Below are 16137 nucleotides of genomic sequence, written 5' to 3'. Positions count from 1 at the left end.
CCCACTCTCTCAAAAAGAACTGCCTTTACTGGAAGCGCTTCAAACCGAGCATAAGATGCTTGAGCCTATTATGGAGCGTGCCACCTGGCGTCTCGACAGTAGCGACTTGTCGCTGCACCAGCTGAGCGAACAGGTTACTGAGCGTGTACTTGGTCGCGCAGATAAAAAACTCATTATTGTCTTTCAGTCGTTTGGCTTTAAATATGGCTTACCCAAAGACGCCGACTTTGTTTTTGACGCGCGAATTTTACCGAACCCACACTGGCAACCTGAGCTAAAGTTGTTAACGGGGTTGGATACCGACGTCCAACTCTTCTTTCGCCAACAACCTTTAGTCACTAAGTTTATCTATCAGCTGGAAAACTTTCTCGACACTTGGTTACCACATTTTCAGCGCAGCAACCGAAGTTATCTGACTATTGCCACCGGCTGTACTGGTGGCCAGCACCGTTCAGTTTATATTTCTCAGCAGCTAGCCGAACGCTTTGAACAAAAAGACCTAAAGGTTCAGGTCAGACATCGGGAGTTAAAGCGCAATGGATAAAGTTTGCAGAAACCTAATTATTCGCAATAAACTGGGTCTGCATGCTCGCGCCGCAACCAAGCTGGCTCAATTAACACAAGAATTTGATTCAACCATAACGGTGCGACAAGGCGAACAATGCGTGAATGCCGCCAGTGTAATGTGTCTGATGCTACTGGCCAGCCAACAGGGTAAATCTGTTGAAGTGTGTGCTGAAGGAAAAGATGCACAAGCGGCGCTGGATGCTGTTAGTGCGTTATTTGAAGATCGCTTCGAGGAAGACGAATAAACATGATTGCGGAACTGTCCGACAAAGAATATGCCATGCAGCGCATCCAGGAGGTTAACTCCGCGCTGTCCGATGGTATGTTCGTTGCTGCTCGCCGTATGCTGCATAATATGCCGGCATGTGACGTGGCACTGTTGTTGGAGTCTTCGCCACCGAAAAGCCGTTCCATTGTCTGGAAACTGGTCGATGTTGAAGAACACGGTGAAATTCTTGAAGAACTGAACGAAGAAGTTCAGAAAGACATTATTCGCCAAATGGCACCGGAGAACCTTGCCGCTGCCACCGAAGGCATGGACACCGATGACCTGGCCTACGTTTTGCGTGGCTTACCTGAGCCAGTCTATCAGGAAGTTCTGAAGTCCATGGACGAGAGCGACCGTGAACGTGCGGAAACAGCGCTCTCATACGCCGAAGACAGCGCTGGTGGTATCATGAACACCGATACTATCACCCTGCGCTCAGACGTCACTATAGACGTTGTTCTGCGTTACTTGCGTCTTAAGGGCGAACTGCCCGAAGCGACAGACAAACTCTATGTTGTCGACCGCAATGAAAAGGTCACCGGTGAAATATCTCTGACTCAACTACTGACCGTTGACCCGAGCCGCCGTATTGATGAGATTATGTCGTCTGACATTACGACCATACCCGTCGATATGGAAGAAACCGAGGTCGCGAAGCTATTCGAACGCCATGACTGGGTATCCGCGCCGGTTGTCGACAGTGACCAGCAGCTTGTCGGTCGTATTACCATCGATGACGTGGTCGATATTATTCGCGAAGAAGCCCAGCACTCTATGTTGAGTATGGCGGGTCTGGAAGATGACGAAGATACCTTCGCCCCCGTATTAAAAAGTACCCGACGCCGGACAGTCTGGCTGGCGGTGAACTTAGTTACGGCGTTACTCGCCGCTATGGTCAGTTCCTTATTTGAAGATATTTTAGCGCAAATGGCGGTACTGGCTATTCTGAACACCATTGTGCCCAGTATGGGTGGTATCGCTGGTAGTCAGACACTGACGCTGGTGATACGAGGTATGGCTCTGGGCCATATAGGAACCAGTAACTCCCGATGGCTTATCGGTAAAGAGTTGGCTATTGGTTTCTTAAACGGCATTATCTGGTCGGTGCTGATTGCGGCTGTCGTCGCGCTGTGGAAGCAAGACTGGTTAGTCGGTGGGATTATCGCCTTTGCAATGATGATGAACCTGGTAGCTGCCGCGTTGGCCGGTGCGACCATACCACTTGTTCTTAAGCGCTTTAATATTGATCCGGCTCTGGCGGGCGGGGTTATCCTCACAACCGTGACTGACGTTGTCGGTATCTTTGCCTTCCTTGGCTCAGCAACCTTATTACTGTCTTAAATCTTTTTAGTTTAATTACCGGCAACACTCATTTGCTCTAACAATACAGAGCCTGTGTGCAGCGCATGACGCTCATCGGTGTCATTACCTATGGCAACAATGTTCGCCAGCATGTCTTTTAAGTTACCGGCAATAGTGACTTCTTCTACCGGGTATTGAATTTCTCCGTTTTCAACCCAGAAGCCGGCGGCGCCACGTGAGTAGTCACCGTTGACCATATTCACGCCCTGGCCCATTAGCTCAGTTACCAGCAAACCAGTACCCATTTTCTTGCACAATTGTGCTAAAGAATTATCCTGCTGTGTAACTCGCCAATTGTGAATACCTCCAGCGTGCCCGGTTGGCTGCATACCCAATTTACGCGCGGCGTAACTGGCTAACAGGTAAGTCTGCAAAACACCGTCGGTAATAATATTCTGCTCTTTTGTCGCCAGGCCTTCTGCATCGAATGGCGAGCTCGCCAGGCCACCAATAATGTGTGGTTTTTCCTGAATATTAAGCCACTCGGGCAGTACCTGTTTACCGAGCTGATCAAGCAGGAAGCTGGATTTACGATACAAATTGCCACCGCTGATTGCGCTCTCCAAGTGTCCGAACAAACTTCCGGCAATGTCTGCCCGGAAAATGACCGGCACTTTAGCGGTTGGTACTTTGCGTGCACCTAAGCGGGACAAGGTTTCTGCAGCGGCCTCTTCGGCAACGCTTTCGGCAGATTTAAGTTCCTGCATCTTACGCGCAACAGAATAGCTCATGTCGCGCTGCATCTTGTCGCCCTCTTTGGCGATTAAAACGCAACTGAGGTTATGCCGGGACTGTAAATAGCCACCGATAAAACCATGACTATTACCGTAAACCCGAAAGCCGGTATGGCTGCCGTAATGCGCGCCGTCTGAATTAACAATACGCTCGTCCAGATTCAAAGCATGTTTCTCACAAGCCAGAGCCTGTTCAATAGCATACTCAGCGCTCTGATCACCCGGGTGGCACAAGTCCAGATCGGGCACATCGGTAGCCATTAATTCTGCCGGAGCCAAGCCATTGTATGGATCCGGAGAAGTGAACCGAGCAATATCACAGGCTTTATCAACTGCCGCACTAATTGCTTGCTCAGACAGGTCAGTGGTTGATGCCGAACCTTTCTGGTGTCCACGGTAAACACTAATACCCAGCGCACCGTCCTGATTAAACTCTACGGTTTCAACTTCTCCCAGGCGTGTGCCCACTGAAATACCTGAACTGTGGCTTATTGAACACTCGGCAGAACTGACACCTTTGGCCTCAGCCAGACGCAGCGCTTCTTTTACCGCAGTCTCTACCTGCTTCATTTGAACCTGTAAGTCACTCAGTTGTACTATCAAAAAACTCTCCTCACTGCTAAACTGACGGCTTTGTAGCGCTAATGAATCGAACCTATGCCTAAACGCCCAGCCGAAAATCCTGAACAATCTGACGACTTCGTCAGCAAGTCCCAAAAAAAACGCGAAATGGCTGAACGCCAGGAGCTTGGGACTCAACTTGTCAATTTAACCGACAGCCAGTTAGCAAAAATGCCACTGGATGATGAGCTGCGCGATGCCGTTTTACTTGCCCATAAAATTCGCAACAAGCACGAAGGCTACCGACGCCAGCTTCAATTTATTGGCAAGCTCATGCGCTTACGTGATATTGCGCCTATTGAGCAAGCTCTAAATAATCTAAAAAATGCGCATCAACAGCAGACTTCTATCTTCCACGAGATTGAAACCACTCGCGATAAGCTGCTGCATGAAGGCGACGACGCTCTGCAAGCATTTATTGAGGAGCATCCTCATGCTGACCGCCAAAAACTGCGTCAGTTAATCCGCCTTGCAGAGAAGCAAAAAGCGGAACAAAAACCGCCTGTTGCCGCTCGTCAACTCTTCGTCTATTTACGTGAACTGCTTGCCTAGCCGCAGGCAGTTCGGTTATTCCGTACCACCTACGGTCATTGAATCCAGTTTCAGGGTTGGCTGACCAACGCCTACGGGTAAACTTTGCCCATCTTTACCGCAAACGCCCACACCTTCGTCCAGCGATAAATCATTCCCAACCATAGACACTTGTGCCATGGCTTCTGGTCCGTTACCAATAAGTGTTGCACCTTTTAATGGTGTGGTGATTTTCCCGTCTTCAATTAAATAAGCTTCAGACGCAGAAAAAACGAACTGCCCTGAAGTAATATCGACCTGGCCACCCGCAAACTGGGGGGCGTAAATCCCTTTTTTCACACTATCGATAATCTCTTCCGGACTGTTCTCGCCGGCGAGCATATAGGTATTGGTCATTCGCGGCATCGGCAGATGAGCAAAGCTTTCGCGGCGTCCGTTTCCGGTCGTTGCCTGACCCATTAAACGCGCATTCATTTTGTCCTGCATGTAACCGCGCAGCACGCCATTCTCAATCAATACGTTGTAACCACTCGGCGTGCCTTCGTCATCAATACTCATTGAGCCACGGCGATCATTCAGTGTGCCGTCATCGACAATAGTGCAAAGTGGTGAAGCCACTTGCTCGCCAATTTTACCGGAATAAGCGGATGACCCTTTACGATTAAAGTCACCTTCTAAACCATGGCCAACCGCTTCATGCAACAGCACACCCGGCCAACCCGATCCCAGAACCACCGGCATATTGCCCGCAGGTGCCGGCTTTGCTTCTAAATTAACCAGCCCCTGACGTACAGCTTCTTCAGCAAAACGCTGCCAACGCGCGTTACCGCTTTTTTCTTCCAGGAAAAACTCATATCCTACACGCGCTCCACCACCGGCACTGCCGCGCTCGCGGCGGCCGTTTTGCTCGGTGATGACAGAGCAATTTAGACGAATTAAGGGGCGTTTATCGGTTCCCAGAGTACCGTCTGTTGCAGCGACCAGAACTTCATCGTAACTGCCACTAAGGCTCACAACGACCTGACTCACTCTTGAGTCCTGCGCACGTGCGTGGGCATCTACTTTTTTTAGTAATTCGATTTTTTCATCTTCAGATAAGGTATCCAGCGGGTTAAGCGCTTCATAGCGCGACTTTGCCTGCACCGATTTCAGCGCCTGGACTTTTTTACTTTGTCCCTGACGGGCTATACCCCGGGCAGCTTCGCTGGTACGTTTAAGCGCATTCAAAGTAATTTCATCGGCGTACGCAAAACCGGTTTTTTCGCCTTGCACCGCGCGCACGCCCATACCGGTTTCTATATGAAACGCTCCGTCCTTAATAATGCCATCTTCCAGCACCCAGGACTCATTGACACTGTGTTGTAAATAAATATCAGCAAAGTCGATATCACCGCTATAAAGTGTTGATAACGCGTTGCTTATTTCGTCTTGTGACAGTTCATAGTCAGTTAGTGTCATGTCTTTTGTACAACCTCAAATTGATTCTGTTGCGCCACCGGCATTTGCTTTCGAATGGATTCTACATCCGCTAAGTCAACGCTGGCTGAAATAATGCCTTCGCCCTGCTCCTGCTCGACCAGTATTTCACCCCAGGGGCTAACAATAATCGAGTGCCCATAGGTTTCGCGGCCATTATCATGCTGTCCGACTTGGTTCGGCGCTACAATAAACACCTGCTGCTCAATAGCTCTGGCCCGAACTAACGCATGCCAGTGAGCCTTCCCTGTAACCTGGGTGAATCCGGAGGGTAAAACAATGATATCGGAGCCCGCCTGACGCAATGCTCTAAATAACTCTGGAAAGCGCAGATCATAACACACTGACATACCAACCACACCTAAGTCGGTTGCGGCGGTTACTACTTCAGTGCCGGGTTTCGTCCATTTTGACTCCCGGTATTTTTTGGTGTTATCTGCAACATCGACATCAAATAAATGAATTTTATCGTAGCGATTGACAATAGAACCGTCGGGCCCGAAGAGTAACGATGCCGCAGAAAAACGTTCGCCTGCCGCTATGGGTATGGTGCCGGCAACCAGATAAATACCATGCGCTTTTGCCAGCGAAGCCAACTGTCGCTGTATTTCACCGTCCTGATAGGTTTCAGCCATGTCCAACTGCGCACGATCGCCAGCACCGAAGCAACAAAACGCTTCCGGCAACACCACCAGTTGCGGACGCGCAGCGGGAAGTCGCTCTAATAACTTAGCAACGGTGGTCAGATTATCTTGCGGATCCGGGCGACTGCTCATCTGCAGCGCCGTCAGTTGCACTTGTGTCATCATCTGCCTCGGAATCGGTTGAGTTCTCTTCCAATTCTGGCAAATCAACAGGGCGGCTGTCACGTTCTATTTCTTCAACTACCGGATCATCAATGGTTCCTGTCACCTGATACCGCAAGCGAGAAATGACTTTAGCGTCATGCAGTACCTTGTCAATAAACAAGGCGGCAAGGCCGCTGGGCGGGTTAACCATCCAGGCCAGGATAATAGGAAGGCTGGAAGTCACTTTAGGTGCATAAGTCAGATTATAGTTTAATTCGCCGGTGTTCATGTCTGTCCACCCGCGAATTTCCATATCGCCGGCGGAGCCTAATAGTTGCGCGTCATTGGTGTTGGCCACGCCGTCTTCAACCTGAACGCTCCCCGTTAAGTCAGTAAAGAACATTCCCTGAGAGAAGATGTCACGGAAATCCAGTGTCAACTTACGTAGAATGCTGTCCAGACTCAGCATAGAAAACAAACGCGCACCACCATCACTGACTTCGGCCAAATAACCTTTCTCTAAATCCCATTTAATTTCACCATTGAGTGACTCCCACTCGAACTGATGTAGATGGTCTTGCCAATTCAAATCAAAATCAATGACCGCCGCGCTGTCCCTTATTGCGGTTTCCAAACCATAATCGCGTAATAAATCGCCCAAATCTTCGCTACTTAGGCTACCGGACAAAGCGCTGAATCCCCGCTCTTCTGAATGCCGCCAGAACCCTGTCAGTGTCAGCTCGTCACTGTCCTTTTTAAGCGTCATTTTTTCAATACTGAAGCCGTCATCAAGAGGACTAAGAATCAACTCTACTTCACCTAAGTCTTTTTCATCGATACGGCAACTACGGCACAGAAAATTCAATGGAGGGACTTTTTCAAGCCAGCTCCAGTTCGTTTCATCCGATTCCTCCGGTAATTCAAAACCCGTGCTTAAGGCTAAATAATCCGCTCTAATGCTGATACCTTGCTGCACAAAATTCTCGGGGATTGTCGCGCTTAGCACGGCGTTATTCGCGTCTACGCGGGCTTGCCAGCCTGACTCACCAGGCCATACCTGGATATCGGCCTGATTAAATTTCTGCTGCCCCCAACGCAACTGAGGTGTTTCAATACTAATAGAGTCCGGCAACCACCCATCACCACTGCTCTGCTGTTCACTATCACCACCGGCTCCCTCTGCCAGAGCGTAGATAACTGAATACCACTGTCCAATATCCGCTTGAGGTAACTCCGCATTCACAGCAAACCCGGTAAAATTGCCCGGCTCATCTGCTGAAGATACTTCTCCGACATTCAATACGGCTTGCTGCCATCCGTTACTACCAGGCTGCCAAAGGCTGTCCCAGCTAAGACGATCATCGATATTGGCGCGCAGTCGCAGTTGGTCACCGTTTCCATTGAGACGAACTGAGAGCTGCCACCCCTCTCCAAAGTCCTTTTGCAAAGGTTCGGGCAGTGAGGTTTCCAGCCCCGTCAAATCAAACTGTGACTCCAGTTCAACACCAACATCTTCGTTACTAAGGCGCAAAGATAAGTCCGCTTCGCCGTTAACCGCACCATAGAAAAACGGTTCCCATTGCGGGTAAGGGAGTTGTTCAAACAAAGGCTCGCTTTGCCAGTCTATTGCCGTAGTGATATCGAGCAGGTACTCCTCATCACTTAACTCACCAGACACCTGAGTATCTATTGGCATTCCATACCAGTTTAAACGTAAACCCTCGGTGCTGACGCTACTGTTCTCTACCGTTAATTGCCCGTTCGTTATGTCAAAGGTCTGCTGTAATGCCTCAACGGTAATTGAAACCCCTTTCAGCGGCGCGCTGACTTCTACCGCCACTTCACGAGAACCATTAAACGGAATGTCTAATTCAAACGCCCCCTCAACCTCACCTTTAGGGTTAAGCTGCAATAGGGTTTCAGTCACGCTATCAAGCGGAGACTGTTCAAAAACAGGAAGTAAAGATTCAGCCTTACCACTCACATTCGCCTGTACTTGCAAACCCTGCTCCGCATCCGTTAAATCAGGAATTTGGGCATCAACCTGCTTCACCTGTACCTCGTTAATGTGGCCGGCATTTGCTGACATCCGCAAGGCTTTGTTATAGAAATCTAATTTTAAGGGTGCGTTTTCTAACGGCAACCAATTTGGTTGAAACCGGTAGCTCAAAGTATCGAAGTCAACACGCGCGTTGAAAACGCCATTCTGTTTTTCCCCCGGAAACTCATTGACCGGCCCGCGCCATAATACTTCAAGACCTTTAGCCTCACCGGATACTAAAGCATTAGTGAGGTAATCTTTAACGCCCTGCCCCATAACTGAGGGGAGCAATGTCCGCGCTGTTGAGACAGAAAAAGGTTGTTGGGTTGACAGTAGCGCATCAACTTGAGGGGTATCCGCTCCGTTACCAGTAAGCTGTCCACTTCCAGCAAGAAGAAAATCGTCCTTGGCTAATTCCATCTGTTCTAACCGGACTTTCCAGTGTTTGGGTTGCACTAGCCACGAACCGGATAAGCTCAAAGTATCAATATCCCATGCCTGCGTTGGAGACAAGCTATTGCCTGCAAGCCGAACATTACGACCATCGACACGCCAATACCCCTGGTTTGCGGTGCTATTTACCACTAAATCCAGGCCATTAAAACTTGGCAAACTATCGTTACCATCGGCAGATAAATTTTCACTTTTCAACGACCACTGCCGGCCAGAAACCGGGTGCATCCGATACCGAAAACTTGCTTTGCCATTAAGACCCAGGGCCATCAATCCGTTGGTATCAAAGTCGACAGGAATTAAAGGAAGCAGACCAATGACTTCACCGATATCCATATCGTCGATGCTAATATCATGAACATCAGTCAATTGCTGCCAGGCAATACGGGGGATGTCTAACTGACCAACAGAGGTGTTCACTGTCATAGGTAAGCTGTTGATAAGCCACCCTTCAGCTTCCGGCCTCAGAATAATTTCGCCCTCAGGGAGCTGAAGCCATTTAAGCTCATCGGCTCCGGCATCGAGCCAGGTGATGCGGTTATCTCTTAGTTTAAGTAACCCCTCAAACAACTGACCGTTACGAACATCTAGCCAGCCGGTGAAGTTAACATTCGAAGCTTGTACATCAATATCCCCCAATTGTTCTTCTAACCAGGGACTAATGTCGACATTTTGAGAATCGACGTAAAATTGACCATTAAACTCTGACCAACGATCACCTCGTAAATCAATAATGAAATTAAGGCTGTTGGTGGCAAAGTCTTCCATTCTGAACTGACCTATCCCCTGGTGTTTTTTGCCTTCATTTGTCCAGGACAGGCGATCAATATCAATTTTACGTGTCACTCCACGCAGATTGGTCAGTAATAATTCGCCATTATTCAGTGAAAACTTCTCTAACTGCTGCAAAAACAAACGGTTAATGTAGTCGATATTTAATTCTTCGGTTTCATCAAGACCGGAAAATTTCCTCAGATCCAAAGCTATGCGTGCATCTTCCAGAATAAACTGCTCAGCAATCAACTGTCTGTCCAACAGCGTATTCCAAAAATCCAGTACAACATGAACTTCACCGACGCGCACTTGCAGAGGTGACTTCTCACGCTCCAGTAAAACAAGATTATCGAGGACAACAGAAGGGCCTTCTCTGGTCCAGGTCATAGACAGGTCGCTGATACTCACGGGTTGCTGAAAACGGGCTTCCAACTGCTCTTCGAGAGGTTCAGTTAAATCGGGCAGGTAAGGCAGGCTGTAGCGCAATAAACTCAGGCCGACCGCAACCAGCACCAGCACAATAGCCAGCGTTAGCCAGAGTTTGTTCAATATCCACGACAGAGTACGCATTAGCCTTACATCATGACAACGTCGAATTGTTCCTGATTATACAAGGGTTCGGTTTGTATCTTTATTTGACGCGAAACAAAGAGCTCAAGTTCAGCCAGAGCATGAGATTCTTCATTAAGTAAGGCTTCACTTACCTGAGCGGAGGCGTAAACAACGAACTTATCCGCTTCGTAGGCTTTGTGCACCCGGACAATTTCTCGCATAATTTCATAGCAGACCGTTTCCACGGTTTTCATACTGCCGCGTCCAAGACAAACCGGGCATTCGGAACACAAAACATGCTCCAGACTCTCTCTGATGCGTTTACGGGTCATCTCAACCAAGCCCAGAGAAGTAAACCCATTAATGGTCGTCTTTGCACGGTCTTTAGCCAATGCCTGCTCCAGACTATGGAGAACCCGACGCTTATGCTCTTCATCCTGCATATCAATGAAGTCGATAATGATAATGCCACCCAGGTTTCGCAAGCGTAATTGTCGGGCAATAGACTGTGTTGCTTCGATGTTGGTATTAAAGATGGTTTCTTCCAGATTACGGTGACCAACAAAAGCACCGGTATTAATGTCTACCGTTGTCATGGCTTCGGTCTGATCAATAATCAACGATCCACCTGACTTCAAATCAACCCTGCGGTCTAACGCGCGCTGCATTTCATTTTCCACGTCGAACAAGTCGAAAATGGGACGATCACCGGTATAATACTCAAGTACGCTGGTCAATTCCGGAATAAAGTCCTGAGTGAAAGTTTTTAAGGTGTCAAAAGTCACCTTAGAATCCACTCGAATACGCTCTATTTCTTCTCCGACAAAGTCTCTCAATACGCGACAGGAAAGGTTGAGGTCTTCGTACAACATGCCCACTTTGCGCTGAGATTTTTTGCGGGCTTTGATTTTATCCCACAACCGGAAAAGAAAGTCTGCATCACCCCTTAAAGACTGTTCCGAAGCGCCTTCTGCCGCTGTCCGTACAATGAATTTCCCGTCTACCTTACTAACATCTTCAGCCAATTGACGTAAGCGTTCACGCTCATCACCCTCTTCAATGCGCTGAGAGACGCCCACATGGTCGCTCTTGGGCATAAAGACCAAATACCTTGAGGGTAGGGTTATATCGGTTGTTAAACGCGCTCCTTTGGTTCCCAGGGGGTCCTTTACCACCTGCACCATAATGTGCTGCCCCTGGTGTACCAGCTCGGTAATCTTTTGCTGAGGCTTTTCATCCGGTTGAGGCAGGTCATCGCCGTCCACTTGAACAACAATGTCGGAAGCGTGTAAAAATGCGGCTTTGTCCAGGCCAATATCAATAAAAGCCGCCTGCATACCCGGCAGCACTCTGGACACCTTACCCATGTAGATATTACCGACCAGCCCACGCTTTGCCTGACGTTCAATATGGACCTCCTGCAAGATGCCGTTTTCAACAAGCACAACACGAGTCTCTGTGGGGGTCACATTCATTAAGACTTCAACGCTCATCGACTTCACCTTCCATTTCGAACATCCGCAATAGTTGCTCCGTTTCATATAAAGGTAAGCCAACAACCGCAAAGTAGCTACCGTCGATGCGCTTTACAAACTTACCGCCATAGCCCTGAATACCATAGCCAGCAGCTTTATCGTGCGGCTCTCCGGTTTCCCAGTAGGCTTCTATTTCTTCATTGGTAAGCGCCGCAAACTCAACCTGAGTTGTTACCACGGCGTTTTCCTGCTCCTGAATACTACGACCATTCCAGTAGCAGACACTGACGGACGTTAAAACCTGGTGCGTCTGCCCTGACAGCTGCTTTATCATTTGGCTGAAATGCTCGTAGTTTTCAGGTTTTTCCATAACCTGCCCCTGAAAACTGATTAAGGTATCAGAGCCTATAACCAAACAGGCCTCATTTTGCCTTTTCGCTACAGCCTGCGCTTTTTCTTCAGCCAGCCGGGTCACATAGTCCATAGCAGTTTCATTCTGGCCACGGCACTCTTCAATTTCAGGAACACAACAGTCGAAGGGCCGATGCAGTAAGGTCAGCAGTTCTCTGCGCCTTGGCGACGACGAGGCAAGCAAAAGACGCATCAGACTACCCCAAACTGGCGACGGACTTTTCGTAATAACGGGAACACCCAAAGCCAGAATACGGCCGATGTTAGTACCGGCCAGAAATAGGACAGTGTAAATTCTGCGTCGTGCAAAAATACATTCGCCTCAAAGACCACAAAGCGTTTAATAAATATGAGTAAAGCAATGACCAGCGCCTGCTGAATTAAGGCAAAGTTACGAATACGCTGAAAATGGCGCGCCGCAAAATAAGTAACCACCACCATGCCTAACGCGTGAACACCCACAATAGAGCCTAATAAAATGTCACTTAAAACCCCAAGAGCTAACGCTGTGCCCATATTAACCCGATGTGGCAGAGCTATTATCCAATACAACATGACCAGAGTCGGCCAGTCAGGACGGAAGGTGTCGAATGCGGCAGGCATCGGCATCACCATCAGCGTAAGTGCAATGACGTATGTAACCAGCAAGGTGATAAACCCGGGTTTAACCACAATCATCCCTCGTCCTCATCGAAAATCGGTTGTTGCTCACCTTCACTAGGCCATAGCAAAAGCACATTACGAACACGGTCCAGTGCGCTGACAGGGTCAGCGAATACCGTTGCAAAAGGCAACGACTCGTCTCTAACAATACTGCTGATTCGCGCAACGGGATAGCCTTCAGGAAATACGCCACCCAAGCCTGAGGACATCAGTAAGTCACCTTTTTGTAAATCACTGCTGTGTGGGATAAACATGAGCTCAAGGCGACCAATATCACCGGTTCCCTGTGCCAATACCCGAATGTCATTGCGCTCTGAGCGCAAAGATATGGCGTGACTTTGGTCAGACAACAATAAAACACGGGCGGTATTTCCGCCAACATCCTGCACCTGACCAATGATACCATTGCTGTCGAGCACCGGCTGCCCTTCATAGACGCCACTCAGGGTACCCTTATTGATGACCAACTGTTGTGAAAACGGCTCTGATGCAACCGCAATAACTTCCGCTACCATACGACGAGCGGAGTCGCGTGCATCGGACCCCAGCAATTCTCGCAGCCGTTTATTTTCATTCTGAAGAAAGCGAAGCTGCTGTTGCTCACCCTGCAACTCAAGAATCGCCTGCTTCAGGCGCTTGTTCTCTTCGCTGAGCTGAGAGGTTGTTTTTACCGATTCAGACAAGCCGTCCAGTATCTGTTCAGGCAAAATAGCCAGGTACTGCACTGGAGCCACTAACGAATTGAGAAATAGACGGACAGGCTTCATCGCTTGTAGGCGATGATCAATAAAAATCAGTAGAAACGAACAGGCTAGTGCGAGCACTAGCCTGGAGAGTAAGGATGGACCTCGGGCAAACAGAGTTTTCATGAATTACTCATAACTGAATAAATCACCACCATGCATATCAATCATCTCTAAGGCTTTACCGCCACCGCGCGCAACACAGGTGAGCGGATCATCAGCAATAATGACCGGAATACCGGTTTCTTCAACCAACAGGCGATCAAGGTCTTTCAGTAACGCACCACCACCTGTCAGAACCATACCGCGCTCTGAAATATCGGATGCCAACTCCGGTGGCGACTGTTCCAGTGCAACCATGACGGCACTGACAATACCCATTAGCGGCTCTTGCAGAGCTTCCAGTATTTCATTGCTGTTTAACGTAAATGAGCGCGGAACCCCTTCAGCCAGGTTGCGTCCACGTACTTCAATTTCTTTCAACTCTTCACCCGGGAAGGCTGAGCCAATTGAATGTTTAATACGCTCTGCTGTTGCATCACCAATTAACGCGCCAAAGTTACGGCGGACATAATTGATAATTGCTTCATCAAATTTGTCACCACCAATACGTACCGATGACGAGTAGACCACACCGTTTAATGAAATGATGGCAACTTCAGTTGTACCGCCACCAATATCAACGACCATTGAACCAGTCGCTTCGGATACCGGTAAGCCAGCACCAATAGCGGCCGCCATAGGCTCGTCAATCAGGTAAACCTCGCGTGCTCCTGCACCCAGTGCCGATTCACGAATGGCGCGACGCTCAACCTGAGTTGAGCCACAAGGAACACAAACTAAAACTCGCGGGCTTGGGCGGAAGTAATGGCTGTCGTGCACCTGCTTAATGAAAAACTGCAGCATTTTCTCGCACACATAAAAGTCTGCAATGACGCCGTCTTTCATTGGACGGATAGCACGAATGTTCCCTGGCGTACGACCCAGCATTTGCTTTGCTGCTGCCCCAACGGCGGCAATCGATTTTGGCCCACCAGAGCGTTCCTGACGAATGGCAACAACAGACGGCTCGTTCAGCACAATACCTTCGTCTTTGACGTAGATAAGCGTATTCGCTGTTCCAAGGTCAATTGAAAGATCGTTTGAAAAAAGGCCGCGAATTTTTTTAAACATGAAGCGGTATATCCCTACTTATAAGCTAACAGAGTGACAGCAAAGAGCCCAGTAAGTACTTACTGAGCTCTTACAACACGGAATCCAATGTAGTTGGAGTTAAAATCTGACGGAAGTTCCATTTTTGTAGAAACTCTTGCCAAACTTGGCGTAAAGTTCCAGGCGCCGCCCTTCACTACCACACCGTTATCGGTTTCAGTCCACTCCCAGACATTACCGACTGTATCGTACAGTCCCCAAGGGTTACGATGGAAGCTGGCGACTGGAGCCGGACGTGTGTTTGACCAATCTGTACCGCAGTTACGGCAGTTTGCTTTACCATAACCAACATCATTTCCCCACCAAAAATCTGTTTCAGAGCCGGCGCGCGCAGCGTATTCCCACTCGGCTTCTGTTGGAATGCTGTATTTAAAACCGCTCTTTTGAGTTAACCAGTCGGCGTATGCTTTAGCATCATTATAACTCACACAAACAACCGGCGAGCTATCTGACTGCTTAAAGCCCGGATTTTTCCAGCTTAGATTGTCGTTAAACTGAGGGCGGCCATTGCTAAGGCTTGCACATGTGCCTCGTTTCTCGGCATCAGTGACGTACGCAGTATCTTTTACGAAATTACTAAATTGCTCAACGGTTATTTCAGTGTCTGAAATACCTAAAGCCGTTGGAATTTCACGTGTTTCAGCAGGGCGTTCATTAGGCAAACCATTGCCTACTAGATCACCCATTTTAAATTTCCCGGCAGGGACAACGACTAATTCCGGGCCACGAACGTCACGGAATAGAATGTCCTGAATTTTCTCGCCACGAGTAAAAGAATACTCTGACTTCTCTAAATCAGCTCGAATAGAGGTTGCATCTTTTAATACTATTTTCTCTGCATAAGCAGAGTATCCGTACTTAAGAACTTCAATTTGGTGTTCACCACCTGGCAACATCACTTCTAACGGTGTTGAGCCATAACTTACGCCATCGATAACAACTTCATCATCATACACGTTCGAGCGTATGGTTAACGGGTGCATGACGGAGCTATCAACCGTTTCCTCATCACCCGCTTGCAGCTCCCCCGGCCGTTGCTCCGCCGCGCAGTAGCGCATATCAACATTCAGCAGAGTACATGCCTGACTTTGCGGCAGCTGCCCTCTCAGTTCCACAGCAAGTTTGACGCCATAATTACCAGCACCACTGAAGCCATTGCTAACGGTTTTTGAACCTAAGATTTGAACGTTCGGGCTCGCTTTTTCAATATTTTCACGTGCCAGCGACGATTCACTTAAGCCATCTAAAATTGTATTGAGATACTGTTTTGAGGCTTTTTGCTTCGCCATCAACTTACCGCGGTTCTCACACTGCGCCAAAGTTTCCTGACGATCACAGCTAATGGACTGGCTCACTTCCAGTTCACCCGTGCGGTTAAACTCGTTCTCTAACCGATCGACCCGAGCTAAGTTACGCTGTTCTTTTAAGGTTTCAATTTCATTAATTAGGCTGTGCTTACTAACACG

General features: G+C 48.6%; 14 protein-coding genes. 4 read left to right on the top strand and 10 right to left on the bottom strand.

The genetic code is table 11. The features are described 5' to 3' along the window. The 3 genes from B3180_RS12490 to mgtE all read left to right on the top strand — a co-directional run. Positions 1-544, top strand: a 544-nt coding sequence (locus B3180_RS12490) for an RNase adapter RapZ (protein ID WP_286844903.1), incomplete at its 5' end; no start/stop codon positions are given. After that, positions 537-812: an HPr family phosphocarrier protein gene (locus tag B3180_RS12485; protein ID WP_054489788.1), complete on the top strand. Its 276-nt coding sequence runs from the start codon at positions 537-539 to the stop codon at positions 810-812. The genes B3180_RS12490 and B3180_RS12485, both read left to right, overlap by 8 nt. Before the next feature lie 2 nt (positions 813-814). After that, positions 815-2176 (top strand): magnesium transporter, encoded by a 1362-nt coding sequence (gene mgtE, locus B3180_RS12480; RefSeq protein WP_054489786.1) that lies wholly within the window; start codon positions 815-817, stop codon positions 2174-2176. An 11-nt stretch (positions 2177-2187) separates the two neighbouring features. Here the strand turns inward: mgtE and pmbA are convergent, their stop codons facing one another. Next, positions 2188-3534: a metalloprotease PmbA gene (gene pmbA / locus B3180_RS12475; protein ID WP_286844901.1), complete on the bottom strand. Its 1347-nt coding sequence runs from the start codon at positions 3532-3534 to the stop codon at positions 2188-2190. 54 nt (positions 3535-3588) lie between these two features. On the opposite strand from pmbA, the gene yjgA reads away from it, so the two are divergent. Beyond that, on the top strand, positions 3589-4104 hold the full coding sequence (yjgA, locus tag B3180_RS12470) for a ribosome biogenesis factor YjgA (protein WP_054489784.1): 516 nt from the start codon (positions 3589-3591) through the stop codon (positions 4102-4104). A gap of 15 nt (positions 4105-4119) precedes the next feature. Here yjgA and tldD read toward each other — a convergent pair whose 3' ends face one another. The 9 genes from tldD to B3180_RS12425 form a co-directional block, all read right to left on the bottom strand. Continuing rightward, positions 4120-5541: a metalloprotease TldD gene (tldD, locus tag B3180_RS12465; RefSeq protein WP_278358276.1), complete on the bottom strand. Its 1422-nt coding sequence runs from the start codon at positions 5539-5541 to the stop codon at positions 4120-4122. Next, positions 5538-6335 (bottom strand): carbon-nitrogen hydrolase family protein, encoded by a 798-nt coding sequence (locus B3180_RS12460; protein WP_054489783.1) that lies wholly within the window; start codon positions 6333-6335, stop codon positions 5538-5540. The genes tldD and B3180_RS12460 overlap by 4 nt, the downstream gene beginning before the upstream one ends. Next, a complete protein-coding gene (locus B3180_RS12455; RefSeq protein WP_278358277.1) occupies positions 6307-10185 on the bottom strand; it encodes a YhdP family protein in 3879 nt (1292 codons plus the stop codon). The genes B3180_RS12460 and B3180_RS12455 overlap by 29 nt, the downstream gene beginning before the upstream one ends. A gap of 5 nt (positions 10186-10190) precedes the next feature. Next, on the bottom strand, positions 10191-11660 hold the full coding sequence (gene rng / locus B3180_RS12450) for a ribonuclease G (protein ID WP_054489775.1): 1470 nt from the start codon (positions 11658-11660) through the stop codon (positions 10191-10193). Next, positions 11650-12246 (bottom strand): Maf family protein, encoded by a 597-nt coding sequence (locus tag B3180_RS12445; RefSeq protein ID WP_286844896.1) that lies wholly within the window; start codon positions 12244-12246, stop codon positions 11650-11652. Before B3180_RS12445 ends, rng begins: the two co-directional genes overlap by 11 nt. After that, entirely contained in the window at positions 12246-12731 is a 486-nt protein-coding gene (gene mreD / locus B3180_RS12440; protein WP_054489771.1) for a rod shape-determining protein MreD, read from the bottom strand. Before mreD ends, B3180_RS12445 begins: the two co-directional genes overlap by 1 nt. Then, the gene (mreC, locus tag B3180_RS12435; RefSeq protein ID WP_054489769.1) at positions 12728-13585 is read right to left on the bottom strand and encodes a rod shape-determining protein MreC; all 858 of its coding nucleotides are present in this window, start codon (positions 13583-13585) and stop codon (positions 12728-12730) included. Before mreC ends, mreD begins: the two co-directional genes overlap by 4 nt. Positions 13586-13588: 3 nt before the next feature. Then, positions 13589-14632 (bottom strand): rod shape-determining protein, encoded by a 1044-nt coding sequence (locus B3180_RS12430; protein WP_126780974.1) that lies wholly within the window; start codon positions 14630-14632, stop codon positions 13589-13591. 59 nt (positions 14633-14691) lie between these two features. Further along, on the bottom strand, positions 14692-16137 hold a 1446-nt coding region (locus B3180_RS12425; RefSeq protein WP_286844893.1), incomplete at its 5' end, for an SUMF1/EgtB/PvdO family nonheme iron enzyme.

The sequence above is a fragment of the Idiomarina sp. UBA4206 genome (assembly GCF_002383015.1).
GTDB classification, from domain to species: Bacteria; Pseudomonadota; Gammaproteobacteria; order Enterobacterales; family Alteromonadaceae; genus Idiomarina; species Idiomarina abyssalis.
The sequence above is the reverse complement of the archived record's forward strand: the minus strand, read 5'-3'. Positions and strand labels throughout refer to the sequence as shown.

Bases quoted from the DNA above. Each gene is read 5' to 3' on its own strand.
- mgtE (WP_054489786.1), top strand. From the start codon at position 815: ATGATTGCGGAACTGTCCGACAAAGAATATGCCATGCAGCGCATCCAG.
- B3180_RS12430 (WP_126780974.1), bottom strand. From the start codon at position 14,632: ATGTTTAAAAAAATTCGCGGCCTTTTTTCAAACGATCTTTCAATTGAC.
- B3180_RS12455 (WP_278358277.1), bottom strand. From the start codon at position 10,185: ATGCGTACTCTGTCGTGGATATTGAACAAACTCTGGCTAACGCTGGCT.
- tldD (WP_278358276.1), bottom strand. From the start codon at position 5,541: ATGACACTAACTGACTATGAACTGTCACAAGACGAAATAAGCAACGCG.
- mreD (WP_054489771.1), bottom strand. From the start codon at position 12,731: ATGATTGTGGTTAAACCCGGGTTTATCACCTTGCTGGTTACATACGTC.
- B3180_RS12460 (WP_054489783.1), bottom strand. From the start codon at position 6,335: ATGAGCAGTCGCCCGGATCCGCAAGATAATCTGACCACCGTTGCTAAG.
- rng (WP_054489775.1), bottom strand. From the start codon at position 11,660: ATGAGCGTTGAAGTCTTAATGAATGTGACCCCCACAGAGACTCGTGTT.
- B3180_RS12445 (WP_286844896.1), bottom strand. From the start codon at position 12,246: ATGCGTCTTTTGCTTGCCTCGTCGTCGCCAAGGCGCAGAGAACTGCTG.
- B3180_RS12485 (WP_054489788.1), top strand. From the start codon at position 537: ATGGATAAAGTTTGCAGAAACCTAATTATTCGCAATAAACTGGGTCTG.
- yjgA (WP_054489784.1), top strand. From the start codon at position 3,589: ATGCCTAAACGCCCAGCCGAAAATCCTGAACAATCTGACGACTTCGTC.
- mreC (WP_054489769.1), bottom strand. From the start codon at position 13,585: ATGAAAACTCTGTTTGCCCGAGGTCCATCCTTACTCTCCAGGCTAGTG.